Source organism: Robbsia andropogonis, from assembly GCF_034047095.1.
Taxonomy (GTDB): domain Bacteria; phylum Pseudomonadota; class Gammaproteobacteria; order Burkholderiales; family Burkholderiaceae; genus Robbsia; species Robbsia andropogonis.
In genome coordinates this window covers 300,628-326,866 of record NZ_CP139164.1, presented here as the reverse complement: position 1 = coordinate 326,866, position 26,239 = coordinate 300,628, and the positions used below count along the sequence as shown (strand labels likewise).

Annotated in this window: 22 protein-coding genes and 1 pseudogene; 14 read left to right on the top strand and 9 right to left on the bottom strand. The window is 58.1% G+C overall.

What is annotated here, in order from left to right; genetic code table 11:
• Positions 1-118 precede the first annotated feature (118 nt).
• Entirely contained in the window at positions 119-1,312 is a 1,194-nt protein-coding gene (locus SJQ66_RS01395) for an MFS transporter (protein WP_046153627.1), read from the bottom strand.
• Positions 1,313-1,402: 90 nt separating this feature from the next.
• Positions 1,403-2,644 (bottom strand): NAD(P)/FAD-dependent oxidoreductase, encoded by a 1,242-nt coding sequence (locus SJQ66_RS01390; RefSeq protein WP_024903707.1) that lies wholly within the window; start codon positions 2,642-2,644, stop codon positions 1,403-1,405.
• 300 nt (positions 2,645-2,944) lie between these two features.
• Between SJQ66_RS01390 and SJQ66_RS01385 the strand changes: the two genes are divergently transcribed.
• Positions 2,945-3,946, top strand: a complete 1,002-nt coding sequence (locus SJQ66_RS01385; RefSeq protein ID WP_320533778.1) for a glutathione S-transferase family protein — start codon at positions 2,945-2,947, stop codon at positions 3,944-3,946.
• On the opposite strand, the gene SJQ66_RS01380 is transcribed toward SJQ66_RS01385, so the two are convergent.
• Entirely contained in the window at positions 3,934-5,136 is a 1,203-nt protein-coding gene (locus SJQ66_RS01380) for an AbrB family transcriptional regulator (protein ID WP_320533777.1), read from the bottom strand. The two genes, SJQ66_RS01385 and SJQ66_RS01380, sit on opposite strands and share 13 nt — an antisense overlap.
• 188 nt (positions 5,137-5,324) lie before the next feature.
• Between SJQ66_RS01380 and SJQ66_RS01375 the strand changes: the two genes are divergently transcribed.
• The 3 genes from SJQ66_RS01375 to SJQ66_RS01365 all read left to right on the top strand — a co-directional run bounded on the left by SJQ66_RS01375 (position 5,325) and on the right by SJQ66_RS01365 (position 8,514).
• Positions 5,325-5,999 (top strand): TetR/AcrR family transcriptional regulator, encoded by a 675-nt coding sequence (locus tag SJQ66_RS01375; RefSeq protein ID WP_157685846.1) that lies wholly within the window; start codon positions 5,325-5,327, stop codon positions 5,997-5,999.
• Between the two features lie 219 nt (positions 6,000-6,218).
• Positions 6,219-6,848 carry an MEDS domain-containing protein gene (locus tag SJQ66_RS01370; RefSeq protein ID WP_024903711.1) on the top strand — a complete coding sequence of 210 codons (630 nt, stop codon included), beginning with the start codon at positions 6,219-6,221 and terminating at the stop codon, positions 6,846-6,848.
• A 37-nt stretch (positions 6,849-6,885) separates the two neighbouring features.
• The gene (locus SJQ66_RS01365; protein WP_024903712.1) at positions 6,886-8,514 is read left to right on the top strand and encodes a hybrid sensor histidine kinase/response regulator; all 1,629 of its coding nucleotides are present in this window, start codon (positions 6,886-6,888) and stop codon (positions 8,512-8,514) included.
• Positions 8,515-8,543: 29 nt separating this feature from the next.
• On the opposite strand, the gene SJQ66_RS01360 is transcribed toward SJQ66_RS01365, so the two are convergent.
• Genes SJQ66_RS01360 through SJQ66_RS01345 form a run of 4 tightly spaced genes read right to left on the bottom strand, consistent with a single transcriptional unit; the run spans position 8,544 to position 12,981 of the window.
• Positions 8,544-9,881, bottom strand: coding sequence for an NAD(P)/FAD-dependent oxidoreductase (locus tag SJQ66_RS01360; RefSeq protein ID WP_024903713.1), 1,338 nt, complete (start codon positions 9,879-9,881; stop codon positions 8,544-8,546).
• A gap of 45 nt (positions 9,882-9,926) precedes the next feature.
• On the bottom strand, positions 9,927-10,745 hold the full coding sequence (locus SJQ66_RS01355; RefSeq protein WP_024903714.1) for an amino acid ABC transporter permease: 819 nt from the start codon (positions 10,743-10,745) through the stop codon (positions 9,927-9,929).
• Positions 10,746-10,791: 46 nt separating this feature from the next.
• Positions 10,792-11,622, bottom strand: coding sequence for an ABC transporter substrate-binding protein (locus tag SJQ66_RS01350; protein ID WP_024903715.1), 831 nt, complete (start codon positions 11,620-11,622; stop codon positions 10,792-10,794).
• A 36-nt stretch (positions 11,623-11,658) separates the two neighbouring features.
• Positions 11,659-12,981 carry an NAD(P)/FAD-dependent oxidoreductase gene (locus tag SJQ66_RS01345; RefSeq protein WP_024903716.1) on the bottom strand — a complete coding sequence of 441 codons (1,323 nt, stop codon included), beginning with the start codon at positions 12,979-12,981 and terminating at the stop codon, positions 11,659-11,661.
• Positions 12,982-13,130: 149 nt separating this feature from the next.
• Here SJQ66_RS01345 and SJQ66_RS01340 point away from each other — a divergent pair, with 149 nt between their 5' ends.
• From SJQ66_RS01340 to SJQ66_RS01330, 4 genes and pseudogenes are all read left to right on the top strand, one after another.
• Entirely contained in the window at positions 13,131-14,039 is a 909-nt protein-coding gene (locus tag SJQ66_RS01340) for a LysR substrate-binding domain-containing protein (RefSeq protein ID WP_320533824.1), read from the top strand.
• Between the two features lie 196 nt (positions 14,040-14,235).
• Positions 14,236-15,711, top strand: a complete 1,476-nt coding sequence (zwf, locus tag SJQ66_RS01335; RefSeq protein WP_024903718.1) for a glucose-6-phosphate dehydrogenase — start codon at positions 14,236-14,238, stop codon at positions 15,709-15,711.
• A 75-nt stretch (positions 15,712-15,786) separates the two neighbouring features.
• Positions 15,787-16,167, top strand: a pseudogene (locus SJQ66_RS29545) (GntR family transcriptional regulator); the annotation flags it as partial.
• Between the two features lie 15 nt (positions 16,168-16,182).
• The gene (locus SJQ66_RS01330) at positions 16,183-16,662 is read left to right on the top strand and encodes a GntR family transcriptional regulator (RefSeq protein WP_320533776.1); all 480 of its coding nucleotides are present in this window, start codon (positions 16,183-16,185) and stop codon (positions 16,660-16,662) included.
• A 32-nt stretch (positions 16,663-16,694) separates the two neighbouring features.
• On the opposite strand, the gene SJQ66_RS01325 is transcribed toward SJQ66_RS01330, so the two are convergent.
• Together SJQ66_RS01325 and SJQ66_RS01320 are read right to left on the bottom strand one after the other, a co-directional pair.
• On the bottom strand, positions 16,695-18,038 hold the full coding sequence (locus tag SJQ66_RS01325; protein WP_320533775.1) for an aspartate aminotransferase family protein: 1,344 nt from the start codon (positions 18,036-18,038) through the stop codon (positions 16,695-16,697).
• A 5-nt stretch (positions 18,039-18,043) separates the two neighbouring features.
• On the bottom strand, positions 18,044-19,120 hold the full coding sequence (locus SJQ66_RS01320) for a phosphotransferase (protein WP_320533774.1): 1,077 nt from the start codon (positions 19,118-19,120) through the stop codon (positions 18,044-18,046).
• Positions 19,121-19,504: 384 nt separating this feature from the next.
• Between SJQ66_RS01320 and pxpA the strand changes: the two genes are divergently transcribed.
• The 6 genes from pxpA to SJQ66_RS01290 are packed head-to-tail and all read left to right on the top strand — an operon-like array spanning position 19,505 to position 26,193.
• Complete coding sequence (pxpA, locus tag SJQ66_RS01315; protein WP_320533773.1) at positions 19,505-20,230, top strand: 5-oxoprolinase subunit PxpA; 726 nt, start codon at positions 19,505-19,507, stop codon at positions 20,228-20,230.
• Positions 20,231-20,242: 12 nt separating this feature from the next.
• A complete protein-coding gene (locus SJQ66_RS01310; protein ID WP_253464547.1) occupies positions 20,243-21,748 on the top strand; it encodes a TCP-1/cpn60 chaperonin family protein in 1,506 nt (501 codons plus the stop codon).
• Between the two features lie 44 nt (positions 21,749-21,792).
• Entirely contained in the window at positions 21,793-23,076 is a 1,284-nt protein-coding gene (locus SJQ66_RS01305) for an ABC transporter ATP-binding protein (RefSeq protein ID WP_157685049.1), read from the top strand.
• Between the two features lie 29 nt (positions 23,077-23,105).
• The gene (locus SJQ66_RS01300; RefSeq protein ID WP_320533772.1) at positions 23,106-24,311 is read left to right on the top strand and encodes an ABC transporter substrate-binding protein; all 1,206 of its coding nucleotides are present in this window, start codon (positions 23,106-23,108) and stop codon (positions 24,309-24,311) included.
• Positions 24,287-25,342 (top strand): ABC transporter permease, encoded by a 1,056-nt coding sequence (locus tag SJQ66_RS01295; protein ID WP_024903726.1) that lies wholly within the window; start codon positions 24,287-24,289, stop codon positions 25,340-25,342. The genes SJQ66_RS01300 and SJQ66_RS01295 overlap by 25 nt, the downstream gene beginning before the upstream one ends.
• A complete protein-coding gene (locus SJQ66_RS01290) occupies positions 25,339-26,193 on the top strand; it encodes an ABC transporter permease (protein WP_024903727.1) in 855 nt (284 codons plus the stop codon). The genes SJQ66_RS01295 and SJQ66_RS01290 overlap by 4 nt, the downstream gene beginning before the upstream one ends.
• The last annotated feature ends 46 nt before the right edge of the window (positions 26,194-26,239 follow it).

Sequence of the window (26,239 nt, the reverse complement as noted above, 5' to 3'; positions counted from 1 at the left end):
GGCTGGCGCATGTCGAAAACGATCAGGGGCAGGCAGCCTGATGGCGCCAGATGGTGCCATTTCGAAGAGTCGATCCGGGCGTTTTGTCCTTGGGCCGGGATAGTCCTGACCCGTGGGCTCAACGTCCGTTGCGCCCACGGGTCCAGCGGGTCGCACTGATCACGCCTGCGATCGCCACCCCTACCAGTAGCAACGCGACCAAAGAGAGGCCGAAGCGCAGGCTGCTGGTATGCGCGACGAATCCGACGGCCGCGGGACCCGCGAGAATGCCCGCGTATCCCAATGTCGTGATTGCCGGCACGGCAACGCTCTGTGGCATCCGTGTCTGGCGCCCGACCGCTGTAAAAAGCACGGGCACGATATTCGCGCACCCGGCCCCAACCAAGGCGTAGCCGAGTAAGGTACCTGGCCACCATGGCAGCCACGTCGCGGCCAACATTCCTGCCGCGGCACCGAGTCCGCCACCGACGATGATCTTTCGTTCGCCGAGCCGTGCGACGATCGTGTCCCCGAGCAGACGGCCCATGGTCATTGTGGTCGCAAAGGCGGCATAGCCAAGCCCGGCGCCCGAGGCAGGCATGTCATGTGTCTGGATCAGGAACACCGCGCCCCAGTCCAACACGGCACCTTCGGTGAGAAACACAACAAAGGTCATGGCCCCGATCAGCAGCACGATGCCACGAGGCAATGCGAACCACGGCCCCTCTTTCGGATTGGCATAAGGCAGCAGGCCGGGCGCCATCTGGAAAAATAACGCGACGACCAGCGTGATGCCTGCCAGCGTTGCCCACAACGGCGACAGGCCGCACGCCAGCAAGACGCTCATGCCACCGGCACCGGCGATGCCACCGACGCTGAACAGTCCATGGAAACCGGACATCATCACCCGTTGGCTTTCGCGCTCGACGATGATCGCTTGCATATTCATCGCCACGTCGAGGGTCCCGATGCCGGCGCCGAACAGCAGTAATGCGATGACAAAGAGCGGAAGGCTTGCCGTGGTCGCGAGTAGCGGCAGCGTGCAGCAGACAAGCGCGCCGGCAATCAGGATCAACGTACGGCAACCGAGCCGCGCCGCGGCGACGCCGGCGAGGGGCATGGCTGCAACGGAGCCGCCACCCAGGCAAAGCAATAGCAGGCCCAGTGTGCCGTCATTGACATCGAGGCGTGCTTTTGCGAACGGCACGAGGGCCGCCCACATCGCGGTGGCCAGGCCGGAGACAAGGAAGACCCATCGGGTCGCCCATTGCTCGGCGCGACCGATCGTGACGAGAGGAGAAGAGGTGGCAGGCGCGGATTTGTGCGAAGTCAATGGCGTATCGGGCGACAGTGGGTAGACGCCCAGCTTACATGATCCGCGATGTCGTGGTTACAGCGGTGGACCAGGTGGTCCATTCCTGTATTACAAGAACCGTGATGGTGCAAACGGCGTTGCATTGATAGGCGGCGTTTCACCATGCATCAACGCGCCGAGCAATATCGCGGTGCCGGTGCCGGTACTAAAGCCGATGTGCTGATGGCCGAACGCGCACCATAGTCCGTCGCGCCCGGGTACCGCACCGATCATCGGTCGGCTGTCCGGCAGCGTGGGCCGACGGCCCATCCACGGCGCTGACTGCAGTGCTTCGCCCAGCGGAAACGCTTCGCGGGCCGATGTTTCGATGAGGGCCATCTGCACCGGGCGAGCGGGTGCATCGCACTCATTTAACTCGACTCCGGACGACAAGCGCAGTCCCATTTCCATCGGTGCCATGACATAGCCCGCGGCGGTGTCGTAGATCGGCCGATGCAGCGTAGCGCCCGGTTGCGCCCCGAAATGCCGATGGTAGCCGCGTTCGAAAGCCATCGGCACCGTCAGACCGATGCGTGCGAATAACGCTTTTGCCCACGGGCCAAGCGCTACCACGACATGCGCCGCCTGCCAGTGACGCGCGTCCGCCGTCACGCACCATTGCCGACCCTGCCGCTGGACAGCGGTCACATCGGCTTGTTCGATACGGCCGCCTCGTGCCTGGAAAAGCGCCGCATAGGCGGCGACCACCGCGCCCGGATTATCCACTGAGCGACTGTCCTTGATCCACAGTCCGCGCGGGAACAACGGCGCGAGGCTTGGTTCCAAGGCCTGAACACCGGCTGCGTCCACCGACTCGATATCGATGCCGAATTCGCGATACACTTTTTGCGAAAACGCGCTGCTCGCATACCCGGCTTCGGAACGGTACAGGAACAGCCAGCCATTTTCTCGCAAGCGTCCCGTGATGCCAGCATCTGCCATCATGCGCAGATGTTCCCGCGTGGATAACTGAATCAATTGGTCGAGCGCCGTAGCGGTTTCGGTGAATACGCGCGTGCGCGAATGCGCAAGAAAGGACAGCGCCCACCGGGCTTCCCGCAGCAGGTACGCCGGACGATAGCGGAACTGTGGCGTATTGTTGCGCAGCAGCTTGGGGAGTGCGTGGCGCAGCATCGGATTATTGAAGGGAACGATGGAACTGCGGGCGAAACAGCCCGCGTTGCCGAAGGACGTTTCCAGACCAGGAGCGCGGCGGTCGATCAACGTCACCCGCGCGCCACGGCGCTGTAGTTCCAGTGCGCAGCAGACGCCGACCATGCCGGCGCCCACAATCACGATATCGTGTTCCATGGCGTTCTGTCTTAAGGACGAAGGTAATCGGGAATCAAGCACAACCCGTCAGGAATTGCGCGGTCGGCGCGCAGTGTACCGTGCGGCTGGGTACTTGTGCATCGAATCGCCTTTTCATGCCGTCGCGGCGGGCGATCGCGTAACGCTCCGGCACGCGCACACGTCGGTGCGATGGCGTAAGGCAAGGAGGCCCGTATGAGACGCCTGATGCGATGCGTCGATCGAAAGGTTGACAAGACATGATGCGGGTCCGGGTTATGCTGTAGGGAATGGTATCGAACCGCACGAGAGGAAAATGCAATGGGCATTCTGGTAGATGGACAATGGCGCACCGATTGGTATGACACAAAGGCGCATGGCGGTGAATTCGTCCGGGAAAAGGCCCAGTTGCGAGGCACCCTGATCGATCCGGAAGCCGGCAGGCGTGAAACGGAACAAGCGGTATTCGCCACACCGCACCGCTTTCATCTATATGCCTCCCTGGCGTGTCCGTGGGCGCACCGGGTGTTGATCGTGCGAAAGATAAAGGACTTGGCGCCGGTGATGGACGTGTCAATCACCAGTTATTTGATGGGTGACGACGGCTGGACGTATGACACTGCCACGGGTTCCACCGGCGACACGTTGAATGGCAAGGCTTTGCATCGCGAGCTTTACACGGTAAGCAATCCGCACTACACCGGCCGCGTGACGGTCCCGGTACTGTGGGACAAGCAGCGCGGCACGATCGTCAACAATGAATCGGCGGAGCTCATGCGGATGCTCAATACCGCATTCAATAGCCAGACCGGCAATACGATCGACCTGTATCCCGAGCCATGGTCGATCGAAATCGACGTAATGAACGACTATATTTACGATCGTATCAACAACGGCGTCTACAAGGCGGGGTTCGCGACAGAACAGGCTGTCTATGAGCGGCACGTTGGTCGCTTGTTCGAGGCACTCGACGAAATGGAAGAGCGGCTGTCCGATCAACGCTATCTGATGGGGGCCTATATTACCGAAACGGATATCCGCCTTTTTACGACATTGATCCGTTTTGATGCCGTCTACTTCGGTCATTTCAAGTGCAATGTCCGACGCATTGCCGACTACCCCCACTTATCGGGCTACGTTCGCGAGTTGTACCAGATACCGGCAATTCGGGAGACCGTCGCGTTTGACCATATCAAGGGGCACTATTACGGTAGTCACCCGACGATCAATCCGAACCGCATCGTGCCGGTTGGCCCAGCCGATACGCTGGACCAACCACACGGACGTGACGCACTGGATGGGAAAGGCTTCTATCGCGCCTGATGTGTCTTTTCCGAAGCGCGGGCGCTTTTTTTCGTGGCTGATGGCGCCGCTGCGGCCCGGCTTTGCAACGTGGCGCGGGATCTGCGCGCCAGCGTCTTCTGCAACGACCGCGCCGTCCAACGCGCGATGGAAGGACCGATGATCAATATGGTCAAAAAGCGCGCCATCTGAAGCGACATGACAAACGACATATCCACGTTCGGCGAGCCCGCCGCGATGATGGCGACAGAATCAACGCCGCCCGGGCTCTTCGCCAGATAGGCCGTCAGTGGGTCCACGCCGACCACTTTCACCAGAATGACAGCAAATCCGCCGCAACATGCGACCAATGCGACAATCGACAACAATACACGCGGGAACGCACTTGCCGCGTAACTGACGACGTCTCGTGTAAAACGCAGGCCAATTGTCCATCCGACCAATGCATAGCTGGCGGCGAGTAGCCAGTGTGGCAATTCGATTTGCACCAGGCCCGTATGTGACAGGACGATGCCCAGGGCCATTGGGATCAATAACGGGCCGGCTGGGATGCGCATTTTTAAACCAAGCGTCATGCCAATCGCGACAAGCGCCAGGGTGACGCCTAACCATTCCCATTGCACCGGCGGAAACCACACCGGATTGGGCAAAGCATGCGTGATGCCATGTGCCGCGCTGGTATGCAGGCTAAATCGCGCCACTGCCGAGGCAATCACTGCCACGATGACGACGCGCAGATACTGCATGAACGCCACCAAGCGCGTGTCCGCGCCAAACGACCCCGCCATCAATGTCATGGCGGTGGCTGCACCGGGATAGCTGCCCCAGACGGCCGTGGTATCGGGCAGTACCTGCAGGCGCGCCAGTAAATAGCCGAGAAGACAGCTTGCCAGCAACACCGACAATACCGCTGAAGCAAACATGATCCAGTGTTTTCCGACCTCGGCAAATATCGTTGGCGGGACCTTTGTTGCAATCATGCAGCCGACAATGCCCTGCGCGATATAAAACGGGATTTTCGGGACCTTGATGGTGCCGCGCTGCGTGGCCAGCACGATACCTGCCACCAAGGGGCCGAGCAACAACGAGGCGGACAGGCCCGCCTTGAGCATCAGCCAGGACGCCAGCACCGAAAACGCTAGCAGGGTGCTCCATTGCGCCGGGATCGTACGTAGCGCGCCGTCTGTCAGAGAGCGGGAAAGAAAAGTCATAAAAGACACGTTGTCCATCAGTTGGGATGCTTGCAAAGCAGCGATTCATCGCATCGTATTTAGGCCGACTGGGGCGATGCTTATGTCATAATGCGACGATTACTTATGCGAGGGAGTCCTCGCATAAACAGGCGGAATTGTTGAGGATGGACTCACAAAAGTCAAATCGTTTGGATGTCACCGATTCCATGGAAATGTCGACGGTCGACGGTGCGTTGACATCGCGGCGAAAATCCACGGCGGGCGCGAAGATGTCGCCGACCGATCGAGGGGCGATCGCACCGAAGCGCGCACGAGGCCGTTTGCGTGTGGAAGCGATTCTTTCGGCAAGCACCGAAATCTTCGCGGAACAGGGGTACGACGCCGCGACGATGACCGAAATAGCGTCGCGATCTGGCACCGCGATCGGCTCGCTGTATCGGTTCTTCCCAAGTAAGTCAGCGCTTGCTGAAATGTTGGTGGAGCACTACGCCGCTCATGTAATGACGCATCTGGACGGTGTGGCGCGGCGGTGTGCAGGTGCGCGAGATCCCGAGGCGGGGGCCGCCCAGTTGGCCGACGCATTGGTCACGATGATGCAGACGTTGTTGGCGGAGCGTGCGTCGGTGCTTGCCTTGGTCGATTCGCAGAATGCGACGGCGGCCTCGTTGCGCGTGCGTCTTCATAGCGCGATGCTGGCGCGATTGCAGGCGTTGCTGGTAACGATCACCGACGTCTCCCCCGCGCGGGCGTTGGCGTCCGCGAAAGTCATTCTGTTGTTGCTCAAAGGCGTGTCGGCTTGCGCCGACGCGCCTCTGAACGAACGCTTGCAACTCGCCGATGACCTGCGTGCGTTGATCGCGCATCAGGTAACACGCCGCTGACCAACGGGGTATCGCCGCCGATCGCGGCATGATCGCGATTCGTTCAGCTCCGGATGCAAGTCCTGGCTGGCGCATTTTGCCGCGCGTATGTGCCGTTGTAAGCCGCGCGCGACTGCGGGATTATTCCGCGACGTTGGGTGTATTATTCCCTATTTGAAGGCAAGGACGTGCATCATTGACGTTCTGATGTCCCGTTCCTGTCTCCTGAGGAGATGTACGATGAATAAGTTATCCTTGGCAGGCACGCCGATGGATGCTTTTCACGTCTGCGCTTTTTTTGACAGTCGCGATAAAGAGTACGATGTGCTTACGCCGTTTTTCAAGCAGGGATTCGATAACGGCGAGAAGAACATTCATATTATCGATGTCGCCCTGGTTGACGATCATCGTGCCCGTCTCGTGGCGGCGGGAATCAACGCGCACCAATGCGAGGCCTGTGGTCAGTTGCAGATTGCGACCTGGCAGCAGACGTACTTCGATGAGGAAGGAAAGTTCGATAAGAATCGAATGCTGGAGATGATCGACCGTCTCACGCACGATACTCGCGCCGCCGGGTTTTCGCGACTCCGCATCATGGGAAATATGGACTGGGCTTTTCAAGACGGCCCTAGTGCGATGGACCTTATCGTCTATGAAGCGGAAGTCAACGAAGTGCTCGAGCGAAACTGTCAGCCTGCCGTTTGTGTTTACGACTTGGCGAAGCTGTCGGGTGCAACGTTAATGGACGTTTTGCGGACGCACCCGTTGACGCTGATCAATGGCGTTGTACAAGAAAATCCGTTTTTCACCCCCCCTTCCGAGATGGTCAAGGAAATCGAAGCCCGCAAGGCGCTTGCGAACGCGCGTTGAGCAAGATCGGTGGCAGATCCTTTCAAAAGAGCAAAAAATGTCGGGCGACCGTGTTTTCAATCCTTTCGGGGAGGCACCGGAACAGAGTCTGCGGGACTTGATGGGGCTACTCGCGCTGCCGGCCCTGTGGCCAGGTCGCGATGGTCAAACCATCGTAAAATTGATGGCGCAGGCGATTGAAAGCGTTGTTGCGCTGCAGATCTGCTATGTGGACCTTCCGCTGCTACGGGATCAGCCATCGTTCGTTCGACTACGTCTTTATGGTCGCGACGTATCAGACGGCGATATCAAGGACTGGCGGGAAGCGATCGACGAATGGCATGGCTTGCCGATCGGGACCAGGGTGGCATGGTGCGGCACGCCTATCGGTCCCGTCCGAATGATTCGGTTGAGCATGGGATTCAGCTCCGGACAAGGCAGTGTCTGGTTCGGTGCGACGGAGTCGACATTTCCAACGGTGAGTCAGATCGCCTTGCTGCGCGCAGCAACATCGCTTGCCGCTACCGGCATCGTGGCCGCACGCGCCGCGCATGAGCGAGAGGAAGCGAATCGCGCGAAGGACGAGTTTCTCGCCATGCTGGGGCATGAATTACGGAATCCGCTTGCACCAATCACCACATCGCTGGCGTTGATACGACGCGAACGCGGCAATGTCCCCGAAAAATACCATGACATCATCGAACGTCAGGTCGAGCATCTTTCGCGTCTTGTTGAAGATCTTCTGGATGTGAGTCGCATCACGCGAGGAAAGATTTTATTGCAGCGTGAGCCATTACGCATTGCGTCGATTATTACGCGCGCGGTGGAGGCCGTCAGCCCACTGATCGCGCAACGCAAACAAACACTGGTGGTGGATATCTCCGATGACGGGCTGCTGATCTTTGCCGATTTGACGCGCATGACCCAGGCTTTCAGCAATTTGTTGAACAACGCAGCGAAGTATACGCAGCCGGGAGGCCAGATTCGCATTGAGGCACACGTCGCGGAGAGCCGACTGACGATTGCGGTCATCGATAACGGGGCAGGCATCAGTGCAGAACTGATGCCTAAGTTATTTCGGATATTCGAGCAAGGCCGCGTGACGATCGATCGTTCTGATGGCGGCCTTGGTATTGGCTTGGCGCTGGTCAAGAACCTGGTTGAGCTGCATGGTGGCCAGGTCCATGCGAAAAGTGATGGCATGGGGTGTGGGGCGACCTTTACCATCGCCCTGCCAGTGGCGACGTCGATCGAGCTTTCCGACGCCCTGTCAGCCGATGTCACCCACTCTCCGAGTGCTGGCGTCACAGGCGGGGTGCGCGTGCTGCTCGTTGACGATAATGTCGATGGCCTGTTGGCGATGGAAGCGTTTCTTTCAGAGATGGGTTTTGTCGTTGCCACGGCGACCGACGGAGCACGGGCATTGGATCTGGCGGAGCAATTCCGGCCCGACGTGGCAGTACTCGATATCGGTCTGCCCGGCATGAATGGATATGAGCTGGCGGTGGCATTGCACACCCAACCTTTGCATGCCGATCTGCCGCTTTTTGCGCTGACCGGCTATGGTCAGGCGGACGACTTGGCTCGTGCGGCCAAAGCCGGCTTTACGCGTCATTTTGTGAAACCGGTGTCGTTGTTCGAGCTCGTGGAGGCGGTAAATGCGTCAGTGGCGCATCGCGTTGTGTAACTGATGCGCGTCGATACTGGGTCTGTCGCCTAGAATCCTGCATCGATGACGATTTTCGTGCCGTCACTGAAGCGATTCAGCCGGAATGCTCGAGGGTCGACAAGAGGCCGATCATTCGCGACGAGGTCCGCCATCAGCTTGCCCGCCGCAGGTCCGATGCCAAATCCATGCCCTGAGAAACCCGTGCCGATGAACAAGCCGGGAAGGGTGTCCGTACCTGAAATCACGGGGATCGCATCCGGGGTCACGTCCATGTAGCCCGCCCAACGTTGCGCGACGCGCACATCGCGCAAGTGCGGGAAGACCTTAATGAATTCGGCTAGCCCGATATCGGTGTAAGGCACAATCGGCTCCGGGTCCAATGTTCGCACCCGCTCGAACACGGTCGGCTTGTCCAAAGGCCAGCGCCCGGGACGGCACAGCTCGTCCAGGAATCGCCGACCGATTCCAAGGCGCATTGCACCTATCTGACTCTTCAGTGCGGGTAGGTACTTGAAGAAAAGACGGAAGCAATCGGGAGTGAGATCGCTACAGGTGCGGAATCCCGGCGCAATCGTATAGCCGCCATCGGCGCGTTTGCGAAATGCAAATTCCCGGTTGCTGGCACTCACCGCCGGACCACCGTCGATCGGTTCCGTACGTAGGACCGAGGCCCGCACCAGCAACTGTGGTACATCAATGCCCAGACTGCGGCACAGGTGGCGGGTCCACGCCCCGCCTGCCACCACCACGCTGTTGCAGCGGATCACGCCATGCTCGGTGACCACTGCACTGACTTTGCCGGCCTGAGTCTCCACGCCGCGTACCGCACAGGGCGTCAGCACCTTGACGCCCCGTTTGCGTAACGCATTGGCGATGGCAGGCGCCGCGCGCTGTGGTTCGGCGCGGCCATCGCTTGGCGTATAAAGCCCACCAACGAAGGAACGCGATGCACCGGGGAGCAGGTCTGCGACTGTCGCGGCGTCGACTTCCCGAGTGTCGAAAGCGTTACCCGCGAGCGCCCGCGCTTTTTCCAGCCAAAGACGATGCTCTGCCATCTTCGCCTCATTGGCGCTCATGTAGAGAATGCCGCACTGCGTGAAGCCAGTCTCGATGCCCAGGGTCCGATCCAGTGTGCGCCAGAGCTTGAGGCTTTCGATCGCGAGTTCGAATTCACGCATATCCCGATGCGTGACGCGTACCCAGCCCCAATTGCGACTGGACTGTTCCCCGGCGATATGGCCTTTCTCGCATACGGCAACGCGCAACCCCTTTTCACTGAGATACAGTGCCGTGCTGACGCCGATGATGCCACCGCCGACGACAACGACGTCCACCTCGGCGGGCAGCGTCGTGTCCCGTTCGACGGTTTCGACTTGCGGTCCCATCTTCCCCCCAATTTCCAACGCGTTCTAGACATGACGTCAGTGCGATTAACGCGCGAGTACATCACCGCGCTTGCTGCCATCATCCACATCACGGGCAGCGCGGGTTTCCCGGCCTCGGCTTTTGCGGGCGCTTTTTATTTTGCCTGCTCGCGTTGCCGCGCCACGCGGATTCGCGTGACGGTTGGTCCATCGATCGATATGGTTGATAGCGTGTGTCAGTGGAATCGTAATCAACAGGTAGACCGCGCCGGCCGCCACCAATGGCGAGAGATTGGCCGTATTGACCGACGCGTTCTGGCCGATCGTGAAAAGGTCACGCTGCGACGTCAGCAAACCGAGAAAATAAACCAGGCTCGAATCTTTGACGATCGAGATGAATTGGTTTGCAAGCGCCGGCAGTATTCGCCGAATTCCCTGAGGCACGACAACGTGACGCATGCCGCTCCAATAGCTCATACCCAATGCCTGACAGGCCGCCATCTGATCTTTTCCCACGCTCTGAATGCCGGAGCGGAAGATCTCCGCGATATACGCCGAAGAAATCAGGCCAAGCGCGACAATGGCAAGTGGGTAAGGGTTGGGTCCGAACAGTGTCAGCCCAAGGGGCGCCAATCCCTGGCCGACAAGCAGGATCACCAGGGCGGCCGGCAAGCCGCGAAAAATGTCGACAAAAGCGCGTGCGGGGTAGCCGAGCAGAGGAAGTGCGGAAACCATCATCAACGCCAATACCATGCCAATTATCAGGCCAAGCAGCGTCGAGAAAACCGATAACGTCAACGTATTGACGAGGCCCGTGATGAGCAGGCTTGGCAGCGAACCCACCAGGAGCGGCCAGTCTAGGAAATTGGACAAGAAGTCGTGCATCGCGCGCTCTCTTGAAAAAGGCGGGCCGCCGAACGGCTCGCTGGTGTCAGTTGCCGCCGGCCATCTCGTACGGCGGCAGACTCGTGGGTTTCGGATAGGTCGGGTTGAACTGCGTGTATAGCTTCATCCAGGTGCCATCCGCAACAAGCTCGTTGATCGCTTTATCCACTGCCGCTTTCAGTTTTGTATTGCCCTTGCGCATCGGAAAGCCGGCAGGGAGATTCACCGCGGAAATATCCAGGCGTGCCGACAGATGCATATCGGGGTACTTGCCGATCAGCCCGTCCACCAGCGTTTTATCGATAAAAAAGCCATCGATGTATTTGGAACGCAGTTGCAGGAATCCGGCATTCAAGTTGGGAAAACGCACGATTTCCGCACCCGGTATATAGCTGGCGGAATAGGTATCTTCAATGGTGCCTTGTATCACGCCAACCCGCTTGCCTTTGACCGATGCCTTGTCGCTGGTGATGGGGCTGCCCGGCAAGGTCGCCACGCTTAGCAGACCTGTCAGATAGCCCTCGGAGAAGTCAACCATCTTCAGGCGTTCTTTGGTAATCGAGATGGAACCTGCTGCGATATCGAGTTGGTGATTCGATATAGCCGGCAGTAGTGCGCTGAAGTCCTGGGATCGAAACTCGACGGTCAAGCCGAGCTTGGCACCAATCGCACGTAACAACTCGACATCGAAGCCGGTCATTTTGCCATTGTCGATATACGAATAGGGTTTGTTATTGGCGTCCACGCCCGCCATCAGCTTGCCCGCGCTGAGCGTGTCGAAATCGTCGGCGTACGCTGCGGGCGCCGTTGATATCGCGAGAGTGAGCCACAATGGGATCGCGAGCGCGGCAACACGCAGGAATCGGCGAAACAGCATGATGTGCTCCTGAGGGAGTGATGGTTTGTAGAGGGTTCAGGACAATGCAGCCCTTACGCGGCCGCTCCAGTGGTCGCCAAACTGGTAAAGTGCAGTGCCAATTGGTACGGAGAATGGTGCCGCGATACTGCCGGGATTTACGGGAAAAGCACCTTCGCCGAAAGCACCGATGCGTCTTTCGGTATCGAGCATTGTTTGCGCGATCTGCCGTCCAAGATACGTCATCAATGCAACGCCATTGCCGTTGCAGCCCAGCGCATAGTGCAAGCCGTCGTGGTTGCCGATATGCGCCAGTTTGTCACCCGTCATGGCGACATAGCCCTTCCACGCATGCGTGATGCGGATGTCGCGCAGCGCCGGCCAGAGCTGCACCATTTTTGCGTAAAGCCGTCGCGCCGCGGAGCGTTCGTCGAGTTCGAGAATGGCAGGGCGGGAGCCGAAGATCATCCGCGTGCCATCTGGCGACGGTCGCGTGTAAAACAGGTTGCGTTTAGAGTCGCTGATCATTCGTCGCCCCGGATTCAGCACGCTCATCAAACCGGCAGGCAACGGCTCGGTGGCAATCTGATAGCTGGCAACCGGTAGTACGCGGCGTTCGAGAAAGGGCAGCAGACCGCCGGTATAACCATTCGTCGCAATCAGGACCTGACGTGCCCGTAGCGTGCCGCGTGCGGTGTCGACGATAAAGTGGCCACTCCCCCCGCGAATACGCGTCACGCTTGCATGGGAATGCAAGGTCGCGCCGCGGGCGGTGGCGAGACCCCGGAGCGCGCGATGAAATTTTGCCGTATGCAGGCCGCCGTATTCTTCAACCAGCATGCCACCGTAATAGTAGTCGGAGCCCACGATTGAACGTTGCGCCTCACGTGGGATCAGATGGACCGTGACGCCGGTCTTCTCCCGCAGTAGCGCGCCTTGCGCGGCAAGGCGTTCGAAGTGATCCGGGGTGTATGCCCCGAAGAAGCGTCCGGTGATCTGTAGGTCCGCATCGAGTGCTTCGGTGGCGATCAGGGTTTGCAAGTATTTAAAGCTCGCCATCGATTCGTTCATCAACCGCGTCAGGCGATCGGCCGAAACGCCGCGGATCGCGCCCGTGAGTGCCAGCTTCTGGCCGCCGGAAACCATACCCCCGCTACGCGTGCTACCGCCCGCGCCTATTTCCGCAGCATCGAGTACGGCGACATGCTGCCCGGCCTTCGCACATTCCGCCGCAGCGGACAGTCCGCAATAGCCACTGCCAACAACGGCCACATCCACCGAATTCGGCAATGGAGCATGGATCGTCTGCGGCGGTGCAGCATCCCACCAATACGGGGCGACGCGAAAGTCGTCATGGAAAAGTAGTGCATCGGGACGCATGATCATCCTTCACGGAATACGCATGATCGAGTCTAGGTTTGATGCAGGCATTCGGTCAAATACGGCCAAAAACGCGCGCTATTCATTTTTGATATGACATGCTGGTTCGAGACCAGCTGGAATTCGGCGTGATGGGGAGGCAGAACGTGATGAATCAGAAGCAGATCGATGCATTTCGCGCGGTAATGCTGCGTGGGTCGATGACGGCCGCGGCCGACGAATTGGGTACGTCGCAACCCAGCATCAGTCGCTTGATTTCGGAGTTGGAGGCATCTACGGGACTGGTGCTGTTCAATCGTGCCGGTGGGCGCGTGCAGGCGACCGATGCAGGGAGCGCATTTTATCGGGAAGTGGATCGCAGCGTGGTCGGCTTGCGCAAGCTGGCCCATTCGGCGCGGGAGATCAAGCAGTACGGTAGCGGGAGGCTGCGCTTGGTTGCCGCGCCGGTGCTCGCGCTTGGCTTGGTGCCACAGGTCATCGAGCGATTTCTCGCAGCCTATCCTCGGATTGTCGTTTCCCTGGAAATGCGGAGTGAAAGCACGATACAACGCTGGGCATCGTCGGGATATTGCGATATCGGTTTTGCGACAACGACCCCGGACGCCTTCGGTGTCACCGGCACCGAGCTCTATCGATTGAAAGGTGTCTGCGCACTCCCCGTGCGTCATCGCCTTGCATCCAGGGCCAAGATCAACGCGCGAGATTTGCGGGGTGAGTCGCTGATCCTGCCGTCTTACGCCGATGACACCCGGTCGGCGCTTGATCGGGCGTTACGGCAGGCAAATGTTACGCAGGTTCCAACGATCGAAACGCCGTATGGCGCGACAATTTGCGCGATGGTGGCACGCGGGCTAGGGGTAGGCGTCGTCAACCCGCTGGCCAGCCGGGACGTGAATCCGCGACGCGTCGTTTTTCGCTCATTCGCGCCCAGCATTCTGTTTCGCGGCTTCACGGTCTGCCCTCAACTGCGCAACGGGAATCCGATCGTTGAAGCCTTCCTGGCCCTGAGTACACAGGTCATGGCCGAAGAAGCGGCGGCGCTACGGCAGGCGGGATAAGGCGCCGCCCCGGGGCGGATACGAAAAAGCGAGGTTGCCAGGGAGGCGGTAAAATACTCGGTCCCGATGTGCAATGCTGGGCGGTGGCGCGAGTTGTCTTGTCACGCAGTTTTGCTACATTCCTCGCTATCGTCCCGGTCGCGCAGGCCGCCTGACCGGCGTGACGTGCAAGCGTTCTCTTACTTTTGGGTCCACCATCATGAGCAAAGCGAATTCGGTTCCGCAAGAGCAACCGCTCGACATGGTTATCTTCGGCGGTGCCGGTGATCTTTCGATCCGGAAATTGCTGCCGGCGTTGTTCATGGCGTACGTACACAAGAGTCTGCCGGATTCCACACGCGTCATCGCTGTCGGGCGGACCAAGTATTCGCGGGAAGACTATCTTGCGTTGATTAACGAGAAGTCGTTGCCCTTCATCGACAAAGGTGCTGCCACGCAACAAACCTGGGCGAGCTTTCTGGAGCGTTTGCATTACGTTGTGATAGACGCGGGCGTATCGGCTGATTACGACAGCCTGGTGCCTGCGTGCCAAGCCGGCTCCTTGAAGGTGTTCTACCTTGCCACGGCACCGGATCTGTTCAGTGTGGTCTGTGAAAACTTGTCGCGCGTCGGACTGGCGGATACCCACGCGCGGGTTGTTCTGGAAAAACCGCTGGGTCATGATCTCGCGTCGGCAAAAGCGATCAACTCGACGGTGACACAATATTTTCCTGAAGACCGGATCTATCGGATCGACCATTATCTTGGCAAGGAGACGGTCCAGAATCTGATGGTGCTGCGTTTTGGCAATCCGATTTTTGGACCGTTGTGGCAGGCGCCGTATATCAAGAGCGTGCAGATTACCGTGGCGGAATCCGTAGGTGTGGGAAGTCGTGCGGACTTCTATGACCATACCGGCGCGATGCGTGACATGGTCCAGAATCACCTGATGCAGTTGCTGTGCATTGTGGCAATGGAGCCGCCGGTATCGCTCGACCCCGATGCGGTCCGCGATGAAAAGGTCAAGGTTCTCCGCTCGTTGCGGCCGATGTCGAATGAATCGATCTCGCGCGACGTGATTCGCGCGCAATATCATGGTGGCGTGGTCGATGGCGCGCCCGTGAAGGGCTACCGTGACGAGGCCAATGTGCCCGCGGATAGCGATACGGAAACCTTTGTCGCGTTGCGGGTGATGATCGACAACTGGCGTTGGGCGAACGTGCCGTTCTTCCTGCGCACCGGCAAGCGTTTTCCCGAGAGGCGTTCGGAGATTGTCATCGAATTTGCCGACATGCCATTCTCGATCATTCCGCGCTCAGGTGAAGGGAGCGCGAATCGCCTCGTAATCCGTTTGCAACCGGAAGAATCCATTCAATTACAGATGTTGGCAAAGGAGCCGGGTAGCGGCTTGAACACGTTGCCGGTGAGCTTGGACCTGGATCTCCAAAGCGCGATGTCGGGACGCCGCGCGGAAGCGTATGAACGTTTATTGATCGATGTTATCCGGGGACGTCTGACACACTTCATGCGTTCCGATGAACTCGAAGCGGCATGGTCGTGGGTGGAAGAGATCTTGAACGGCTGGAAGCGGCTGGGTATTCGTACACATCGCTATGCTGCCGGCACTTATGGGCCGCCTGCATCGTACGCGCTCATGGCGCGGAACAACACATCCTGGCCTGAAAACCTGTAGACCGGATAAGGCAGCCTACGGCATGCCGGGCCAACGGCGAAAGGTCCGGAATAAACCTCGGCAATTCGTTGGGTCATGCGGAGCAGTTTTTGTTGCCCGCTGAACCCTGTCTTTCCGCTATATACAAGCAGATGTTTGCTTCACGGCGCAGGGGACGCCGTCCGGATTCTGGATGTTCGCCATGGCAATTCTGATATCATATATCACGAAATGGGAGCAAACCGGAACAAAACCATGCGCGCGGCGGCACAACCAGACTCTTCAGAAAAACTGGAGCATCAGAATCTTAACGATCGTACCTATGCCATTATCAAAAGCGGACTGATTTCCGGATCATTTCACCCTGGTCAATACTTCATCATCAGAACCGTTGCCGAGCGATACGGCATTTCACCCACGCCTGTGCGAGAAGCGCTTCAGAGGCTCGTAGCCGAAAGATTGCTTGTCATGACGGCGAGCCGATCAATCATCGTGCCAACCCTTTCGGCGGATGAATTTACAGAGATCTATCGCATACGCTGCGAATTGGAAGGCTTGGCGGGAGAGCTTGCGGCGGCGCACTGCCGCACCGCCGATGTCAACCGGTTGACGAAGATAATGGATGGTATCGACAAAGCGATTGCGGGTGGGGACAAGACCGCATATAGGCAGTTGAACGAGCGCTTTCATTTTTCGATTTATGAGAAAGCGGGATCGCCGCGTTTACTTGAAATCATTCAAAATTTGTGGGGCCAGGTTGGACCGGTTTTCTACGGCCTGTTCGATGACCCGGATTACGGGGGAACGCATGCCAATTTGCATCACCGCGCGATCGTCGATGCACTCAAGGCTCGTGATGCGCATGCCGCACGTCAAAGACTTGTTGATGATATCGTCGCTGCCCGGGAAGCATTATTGCCACGTCTGCAGACGTTGATCGACGTCGACGCCGAAGCGAAAGTGTTGAGCTGATGCCGTGCCGGCCAACGTCGCGATAATGACGACTACTGCGCGAGCACTTCCTGTAGCGCGTCCTCGGTCGCATTGAGAAACTGGTCCGCGTTGCCTAGGGAAAACGGCAACGGTGGTCGAATCTTCAATACATGTCCTTCGGGGCCAGACGCGCCGATCAGGATATGGCGCTTTCGCAATGCGTTGACAACGCGGATAGCCAGCCCCGGGTCGGCGTCCAGCGTTTCGCGGTTCTTGACGAGATCCATGCCGATGAACAAACCGGCTCCCCGGACCTCGCCAATCTGCTCGAAGCGCCCCGCCATAGCGTGAAGCCCATCACGGATATACTGACCGACCAAACGCGCATTTTCTTGTAAGCGTTCAGCTTCGATGACTTCGAGTACGGCCAAGCCTGCGGCGCAGGAAACGGGATTACCGCCGAACGTATTGAAGTAGCGTGCTTTCAACGCGAAATCCTGCAGCACCTCTGGCTTTGCAACCAGTCCCGCTATTGGCAAGCCGTTGCCCATCGGTTTTCCGAGGATGACGAGTTCCGGGACAATTCCGTGCCGCTGGAATCCCCACATTGCATCGCCTGTCCTGGCAAACCCCGGTTGCACTTCATCAGCGATAAACACGCCGCCCGCTTTCCGAATGATCTCCACGGCGGGAGCAAGAAAGCCCGCCGGATCGCTATAGACACCATCACTGGAGAAAATCGTGTCTACGATCAGCGCGGCAACCTTGACGCCGTGGCGCCTCAGATCTTCAATCGCACTTTCGACATGTCGTGCAAACGCCGTGGCGAGATCTTCGTCGCCAGCGCTGTCAATGCGCAGCGCATCCGGGGCCGGCACCGTCCGAACATGCAATCCCATCGGCACGTTGTCGCCGAGCGATGGCGATATTTCCGATACGGCGCTGGTAATGCCGTGATACGCGGTCTGTGTGACGATGATACCGGTACCCCGTGTCGCGTTGCGCGCCACGCGGAGCGCCAAATCGCTCGTTTCGCTTCCTGTACATGTGAACATCACATTGGACAGCGCACTTGGAAATGTCGCTATCAGCTTTTCCGCGTATGTCAGGATAAGTTCATGCAGATAGCGCGTATGGGTATTCAGTATGGCTGCTTGTTTCGAAATCGCTTCGACAACATGCGGATGGCAGTGTCCGACAGACGGAACATTGTTGTAGACGTCGAGATAGGCGGTGTCGTCGGCATCGTACATATGGACGCCTTGCGCGCGGACCAGATGGAGCGGTTCTTCGTAGAATAGTTTATACGACGGCCCTAAAACCCTACTCCGACGTTCCAGTAGCCGCTGTCGCGATGCGTCGAGCCCCACGGCTTTTTTTGGATCGAATGCATTGACCATCAATATCTTTGGCATTTCCTTTACTCCATGTTGCAAGCGAGACGCAAGCGCGCGCTTGCGTCGTCACGGTTCAATATCGACAGAAGGTGCAGACCCGTACAGGACCTTGCGTGATTCTTTAAGATGTATCCGCCATTTTCCGGATAGCGCTTCGCACGCCAACCGGTGATTGCTATCGTCACCACGTAGCGTGCAGCGATAAGGTCGTACAGCAGATCCAATTCCTGGGCACTCAGAGGGACGCGCGCATGGTAGGCCGTGACGAATTCAATCACCTTAAGCCACGGATCTGTAGCGGAGTCGGCGAAGTGATAAGAGGCGCCTACGGCAACGTCAACGATCAGTGCGGTATGTACGAGATCCCCGAAATCTAAAATGCCGACAACGCGTTCCGGTTGGGCCGGGTCCACGAGCACGTTATGGAGATTCAAATCGTTATGTACGACCTGAGCACGCAGCGTAGGTAACACCGGGGCGACACGCGTGACAAAAGTGTCCGCAAAGCTTTGGGTTAGTGCGCGCAGTTCGGCATCATCGATATGTTCAAGGAGGCCTCGCACGCGCGGCGTATGCTTTAAATCCCAGGCCAGCTCATGGAAGGCACCAGGATGATGGAAATCCCTCAATGCATGTCCCATTCTTGCGAGGGCGTCGCCGAGATTGTGTCGTAGAGCGGCCGAACGCGGCACCCCGAGCATGACATCGCCAGGCAGGTACGAGATCATGCGTACGGATCGTAATTCACCCTTGTCGAAGGGTAATGACAAATGGGCTTCACCGTTCAGCGTTCTGATCACGCGTGGCACGGGAAGGTCAGGGTCCGCGCAGGCTATGTGTTGCATGGCAGCAAGCTGAAAGTCATTGACCTCCGGTGGCTCGGCGGGGTTACTGACACGAAACGCAAACTCGCGCCCGTCCGGAGCCGTGATTTTGAAGTTCTGGTCACGCTCGCTTGTCATAACGGTGGCTCGCCCGTGGATACCGTAATGCTGATGCACGATCCCCTCAACGTGCGCCAGGCTCACGCGCGAAGAAGCCTTGCTGAGGCTTTCGTTCACGAGTGCTTCATTTGTTGCACCACCGTCGTTGCGACCCATGATCATCCCGTTCAGAACATCCAATCTCTTCAAAATTTTGAGATATGATATATCGCAAATGTGGAAGAGAAACAAAAAATTTACGCATCTTGCGAAGTGCACGTGGGGTCTGGTGGTGGCTGCCGTGCCCGAGCGACGAGGCGCATCGCGGCATGAAGGCGGATTCTCGTCGGCAGCAAATATAAATTTGCCAAAACTTTATTTTTACGAGAAAAGACGATATATCATATTTCATGAATTTGATGCTATCTGGCGATTGTGGTCAGTGGTGCATCCTAGGTAAAGCATGGAACCATGCGGCCAGGCGCATGAGCGAAACAAACGGCGAGTTAGCGGTTTCGCACGACGCGGCGACCGCCATTTTTTGACGGAAATGGGCGAGCGATGGAAAAGCTGACGATCAACTGCGACATGGGAGAAGGCTTCGGTCTCTATCGGTTTGGCGACGATGAAGAAGTGATGCCTTATGTCACTCACGCGAACATCGCCTGCGGTTTTCATGCGGGCGATCCGAGCGTGATGTGGCGCACGGTCAAGGCGGCGAAACGGCATGGTATTCATGTCGGATCGCACCCCGGCCTGCCGGATCGGGAAGGCTTTGGTCGGCGGGAAATGAAGATGACCCGTGATGAGGTCGCGGCACTGGTTCTTTACCAAACGGGCGCATTGATGGCATTCCTCAATGCCGAAAGCATGTCGCTTACCCATATCAAGCCGCACGGCTCATTGATGGGTATGGCAATGAAATATGCGCACGTCGCCGAGGGCGTGGCGGACGCCGCGCTGGCATTGCATCTCCCGGTCATTGCCTGCTGGAATAGTGAGATGACGCGTGTGCTGAGCGCTCGCGGTGTCTCGTATAGTTGCGAGTTTTATTGCGATCTGGACTACTACGACGACGGTGTGCAGATTATCTCCATGCAACATGACCCTGTCTCCCCGGAACTGGCAGTCGAGCGCGTCCGTCTTGCTTTGTCTAATCGGCAGGCACGATCCGTCAACGGAAAGCTGGTCGACGTCGCGGTGGACTCGATTTGCGTGCATAGCGATACGCCTGGCGCTTTGCCGCTAGCGCGAGCTGTCCACGATGCCGTGGCAGACCGTCTTTAGGACGATATCGTCATGGCCGTGACTTCTGTACGAGTAATCACTGGTTCGGCGGCGCGTCGGGTTTTACAACGCTCACTAAGCGAAGCGGTACGGGCGATAGGTGGGTCGTTGGGGCCGTCGTCGAAGCGCTTGATGTACGACGCAGGAACGGCCGGTGTCCTTCAGGCAAGCGATGGTCTCTCGATTGCCCGGCAGGTATGTCCTGAACAGGGGGTCAAATCCGTTGCACCGAAGCTGTTAAAGGAAACGCTGTGGGAAGTACAGCGAGACCTCCATGACGGCACCGCGCGTGTCGCCTGCATGGTGGATGGCGCGTATGGGGAGGCGCTTCGGCATGTGGCGCATGGCATGGCGCCGATCAAGCTAGGTCGTGCGATCGAGCGCGTCGCGCGGCGTCTACCGGCGCTTCTCGCCATGCAACGCTGTCCGATGCCATCGCGTGCGGCAATTGCGGCCTCGGCCTGCGACGACGACGCGCTTGCACATCGTGTTGCTGAACTTTTCGCGTATTTGCCCGAAGAGGGGGCGTTGGAGATCATCGCTGGCGTCGAGCCGGGCATTGTTGTGGAACGTTTCTCGGGTTACTGCGTCGACGTTGGCGATGCCGTGATCGGGCCAACGGCCTTGCAACAGAGACAGCGGTTTGCATTGCATGCAGTACATGTCCTGGTTGTAAATGAGGTGCTGGATGATTTCGGGCCGTTATTGCCTGTGCTCGAACAATTTGTCTCGCGAGCCAAATCGCTGCTGATTGTCGCGCGAGGATTTACCGGTGCGGCTAGAGCGGTGCTGAGTGCGAATCATCAGGCGCTGACCTTGCATGTGATCGGGGTCACGCTTGCCGATGTGGCGATGCATGCCGTTGGCGTTCTGGAGGATTTATGCGTCGTAACCGGAGCGACGCTTGTGAGTGAGGAGACGGGTACGACCATGGCATCGGTCAGGCCTGCGATGTTGGGCCGTGTTGAAAGTGTCGTCATCGAAAATGGTCGTGCTGTATTTGCGCAAGCTGAGGGAGAAGTCGCCGCTGTCTTGGCACGTCGACAAGATCTTGAACGGGACGCGCAACGCCAGCGTCATGTCTCTTTGGATCGAGAGCGTCTGTTGCGGCGCGCCGCACGTCTACGCGGTGGGTGGGCGCAAATGCGGGTTGCGGGACGCACCATGTGGGAAACGGAAGCGTTCCTTGTTCAGGCGCGCGCGGCATTGCATGCCTTGCGAGCCAGCGAGGCCGACGGCGTGGTTCCTGGAGGCGGTAAAGCGTTGGAAAGACTCGCCGACATGATGCAGTCGGACAGCGCGATGCGTTCCGTGGCAACGCCGCCGGACGAGATCGAGTGGGCGGCGATACAGGTCGTCGCAGCGGCATGCCGTGCCGTCAGACGTCAGATTGTGCTGAACGACGGGGCGTTTGGAGAAAGGACGGTAGTGGATCCCCTGTGCACCACGACGGATCTGTTGCGGCGTTCGCTGTCGCTGACGACAGCGCTGATCGGCATTGAAGTATTGATTGCCTGACAACGGCCAATGCGATGAACGCTTACGATCATGCGAGAAAGGATATGAGCACCGGTAACGAGATTAATGCGCGAACGCCGATAAGCAATGTCGCGGTGCCGCGATCCAGGCCTTTTGTCATACGGAATGGCGCCGCCATCGAGCATGGGACGGTGGCCAATAATGCGCTACTCGGCCAGCACGACGATGTCATCCTACGTGCTGGCGATATCGTGCATCGCTATGGCAACGTGACGGCACTCGACAACGTTTCGCTTGATGTGCGGCGGGGGGAGTTCCTTACCATTCTGGGCGAGAGCGGGTCAGGCAAAACCACGATGCTCCGTGTGATCTCAGGCCTGGAACGCGCATCGGAAGTGAGGACATTGACGCTGGACGGCGTGGACGTAACGGACACCCCCGCGGCAAAGCGTAACTGCACGACCGTGTTTCAAAGCTATGCACTATTTCCGCATATGTCGGTGGAGGAGAATGTTGCCTACGGCTTACGCGTTCGCGGGATTCCGCGTGACGATAGCCGCAAGCGCGCCCACGACGCATTGGCCATGGTGCGTCTATCCGACAAAGCGGGTCGACGTATCGGGCAATTGTCTGGTGGCGAGCGCCAGCGCGTCGCACTTGCGCGCGCCGTTGTCACCCGGCCGGCAATCCTGCTTCTGGACGAACCGCTTGGTGCCTTGGACGAGCGTCTCCGTATCGATATGCAGGCGGAATTGGTCGACATTCACAAAGCGCTCGGCATGACGTTTATTTACATCACACATAGCCAGGAAGAAGCGTTGACCATGAGCGATCGGATCGTGCTGATGCGAAAAGGTCGAATTGAACAATGTGGTGCGCCAGAAGCGCTCTTTGATCGCCCGGTCAACCAATTCGTTGCACGCTTCATGGGCTTTGACAACGTATTGCCATGCTGTGTGATAGACGCTCCAGACGTGAATAACATCGCCCGCGTTGCGCTGGGTGACCAGGTCGTGCGCGCCGTATGCGCTCCAACGCTTGCGATCAAACCCGGCGATGTCATGACCTTGGCGGTGCGTGCGGAGCGGCTGATTGCAGCCCGGTCTGCCTCTCTATCGATGGCAAACGGTGATCAATGCGTGTCGGGCGGGATAAGCGATGCGATGGGTGCTCTAGACGGCATGGAACGCAACAAGATTACCTGCACCCCGATACGCCATATGTATCGTGGCAAATACACCGATCAAACGGCCCGGTATGCAGGCGACGGTGAAATCAAAATCCGGTCCTGGGATCAGAACACATTGACCGGTGCTTTCGATACAGTGCACTGCCGTGTACAGGATTGCGTGCTTCTTCCCTCCTAGTCAGTTCATACAACAAGAAGGCGATCAAGATGAAAGACCGGCATTCGATTACATCGCAACTGGATTTGGCCCGTCGCGATCTGCTCAAAGGCACAGCGGCAACTGGCGTGCTTGCCCTGGCGGGGGCTTTCGGTTTAAGTCGGCCGGCCAACGCCGCAGCCAGTTCGACCGTTAGCGCCTATGGCGTCACAACCGCGCAGTTGAAGGATTGGTCACTTCTCGAGAAGTCGACCGGGTTGAAGATGCAATATGTCGGTTCGAATAACGACGTTGGCGTTTTCATGCGTGACGTGATGGCGTCGCAGATGGGGAATAAGGTCGATCTCTTTATTTTCGAGGGGGGGACGCAGGACATTTTAGGGCCTCAAGGCGCCTATCAAGTGATTGATCAGAAGCATCCTGCGTTGAAGCTCTGGGACCGTACCGCGGATACCTGGAAGCATTCGGCCACGGTCATGGGCAAGGACGGGAAGCAGTACGGCGTGCCAGTGATCGGTAATGCCGACAGCTTCGGGTATTTTCCGGACAAGATCGGGGTCAGCGCGGATGGCGAGGCCGATGTGTCCTGGAAGATGATGTTCGAGGACGAGCGTACGCGCGGCCGGGTTGGCTACGACAAGACGTGGAACTATTCGATCGGCGTTGCGGGCATGTACTTGAACGCGACCGGCAAGGCAAAGGTAGCAAACCCGGCGGATCCGACACCGGCCGAGGCCAAGGTGATCGTCGATTTTCTGGTCGTGCGTAAAAAGGCAGGGCAGTTCCGTACCTTGGTCTCGTCGTTTGAAGAACAGATCCAACTGCTGACGAACCACGAAGTTGACATTTTGAATTGCTGGGAACCGGCAGTGCGAGAGGCGAATGCAAAACTGGGTGCGGGCAAAACGCGTTATGCGTACACGGTTGAAGGCTATTATAAATGGGGGCATGGCGCTTATATTGCGTCACAGGCCAAGTCTCGCGGCAATATGGACAACATCTACAAGATGCTGAACTACTTCCTGGACGGCGAATACCGCGCCTATCAAGCCCGCGATCGTGGTTACGCCGGCCCCAACATGGATCTGGGTGTCGAGTATGCGACCAGCCATAACTGGTCCGCCCAGCAGGTTCAGGAGTTGAAAGATACCCAGAAAAAGGTCGATCGGAAGTTTGCCAAACCTTTCGTCAGCACGACGACGCCAACACATTCGGACGCGATCGAGGACGAATGGCAGCGCTTTCTGAACGCATGACTTTTGATTCGTACGAGGTCTATCGAATGGAGGGCGCGATGCCGGACGCCATGATGAGTCCCCGTTCCACGCTGGAGGGAGTGACGCCAGAGATGTCGGGTCTCCCATCGGGTAAGCCCACAGGCGGGCCGGAAAAGCGAGCACGGCGACGATCGATGCGTACGCCTTTAGAGCGGACGCCCTGGCTGCTGCCAACGTTTTTGTGTGTGTGGCTGGTACTCGTGATCGCACCGCTACTGGTGCTATTGGCGTACAGTTTTTTTGAAAGCCGCAATTTTGCGATGATCTATTCGCCATCGTTTCATACATGGGAGAGCGTTTTCCAGTCGGGCCGCTTTGAAGTGACGCTGCGCACGTTGAGAATCGCTTTGAGCGTCACGGCCGTGGATCTCCTACTGGCATTCCCGGCTGCCCTCTGGCTGGCGAAAGGGCGGTGCGGCAAAAGTACTCGAGCCATCATGCTCGCCCTGTTCACGATTCCCTTCTTCCTTGATCTCTCGTCACGCATCATTGTCTGGCGAGGTATCCTTGACGAAAATGGATTGATCAATTACGTGCTGATGCATTTGCATCTGATCGACAGTCCGATTCACGGTATGCTCTACACCGAAGGCGCCGTGCAGTTCGGCATGGCCATCACGAATTTCCCCGTGATGATTCTTCCTATCTATCTGGCGATCAGCGTCATCGATGACACACTCATCGCGGCGGCGGCAGACCTTGGCGCTTCGCCAGCCAGAATTCTGGTCGACATCATCCTGCCGATGTCGATGCCCGGCATTTTGGCCGGCGTCGTCTTTACCTTGGGGCCGGCCCTGGCGTCGTGGATCGAGCCGAATATGCTGGGTGGCGGGTTCGTCAACATGCTGAGCAATTCCGTCGACAGTGCCTATAGCGCGCTGCGCTACCCGGTGGTGGCGGCGCTGTCCAGCCTCGTTATCTTGCTTATCGGCGTTCTGTTGATCGCGCTGGTCTTCCTCACGCGCCGCTTCACGGATTTGTCGAGTGCGTTTCGGAGCTTGCAGAATTGAAAAATTCGACCATCCCGATGCCTGCGGCATCGTCCTATGCGGTGGTGGGAGGGCGCGCATGGAGCTACTGGAAAGGCTGGAGCGCGATCGCCCAGGCATTCGTCTTTGGCACAGTTGCGCTCATCTATTTTCCTTTGATGTGGCTCGCGTTGATGTCCATCAGCGCGCAGCCGTTGTCCGGTTTGCCGCTACCGTTTTCCTTGAGCAGTTATCGCATACTGTTCCACAAACTGGACTGGGTTGCACCGCTTGGCATCAGCGTATTGATCGCGATTGGCGTGGGTGCCGTCACGGCAATCACGGCGACCCTCGTTGGACGGCTATTGCCGCATTCCCGCCGCTCGGGCACGTTGGTCCTGCTAGCTATCTTGCCCTTGTTTATTCCAGGTATGTCGATGGGCGCCGCGATGTTTATTTTTCTGCGGCCCATGCTGGGAATGACGCTCGGGTTCTGGTCCATCTTTCTTGGACATGTGGTATGGGCCTTTCCATTCTCGCTGTTGATTGTGCTCGTGCTGACGACGCGATTCGACAACCGCTTGATTGAAGCCGGGGCCGATCTTGGTGCATCGGCGTGGCGCACGTTCTGGGATATCGAAATGCCCATCTTGCGCCCCGGCATCGTTGGTGCCGCGACCTTTGGGTTTCTGATCTCATTCAATGAGGTGCAGCGCTCCGTTTTCCTGAGAGGTACCGCAACCACGATGCCAATCTGGAACTGGACGATGGCGTCGTCGCAGCAATCTCAAGTGCCAGTGATTTTCGGCTTGGAGACAATCGTCTTACTCGTTGTATTACCGTCGTTGGCGGCGTTGTTCTGGGTATTGTTCGTGCGCATGGACAAGAGTTGATCCCTTTTGCTCCCTTGTATGTCACGTCTGGTGCGCTGAGCCGTGG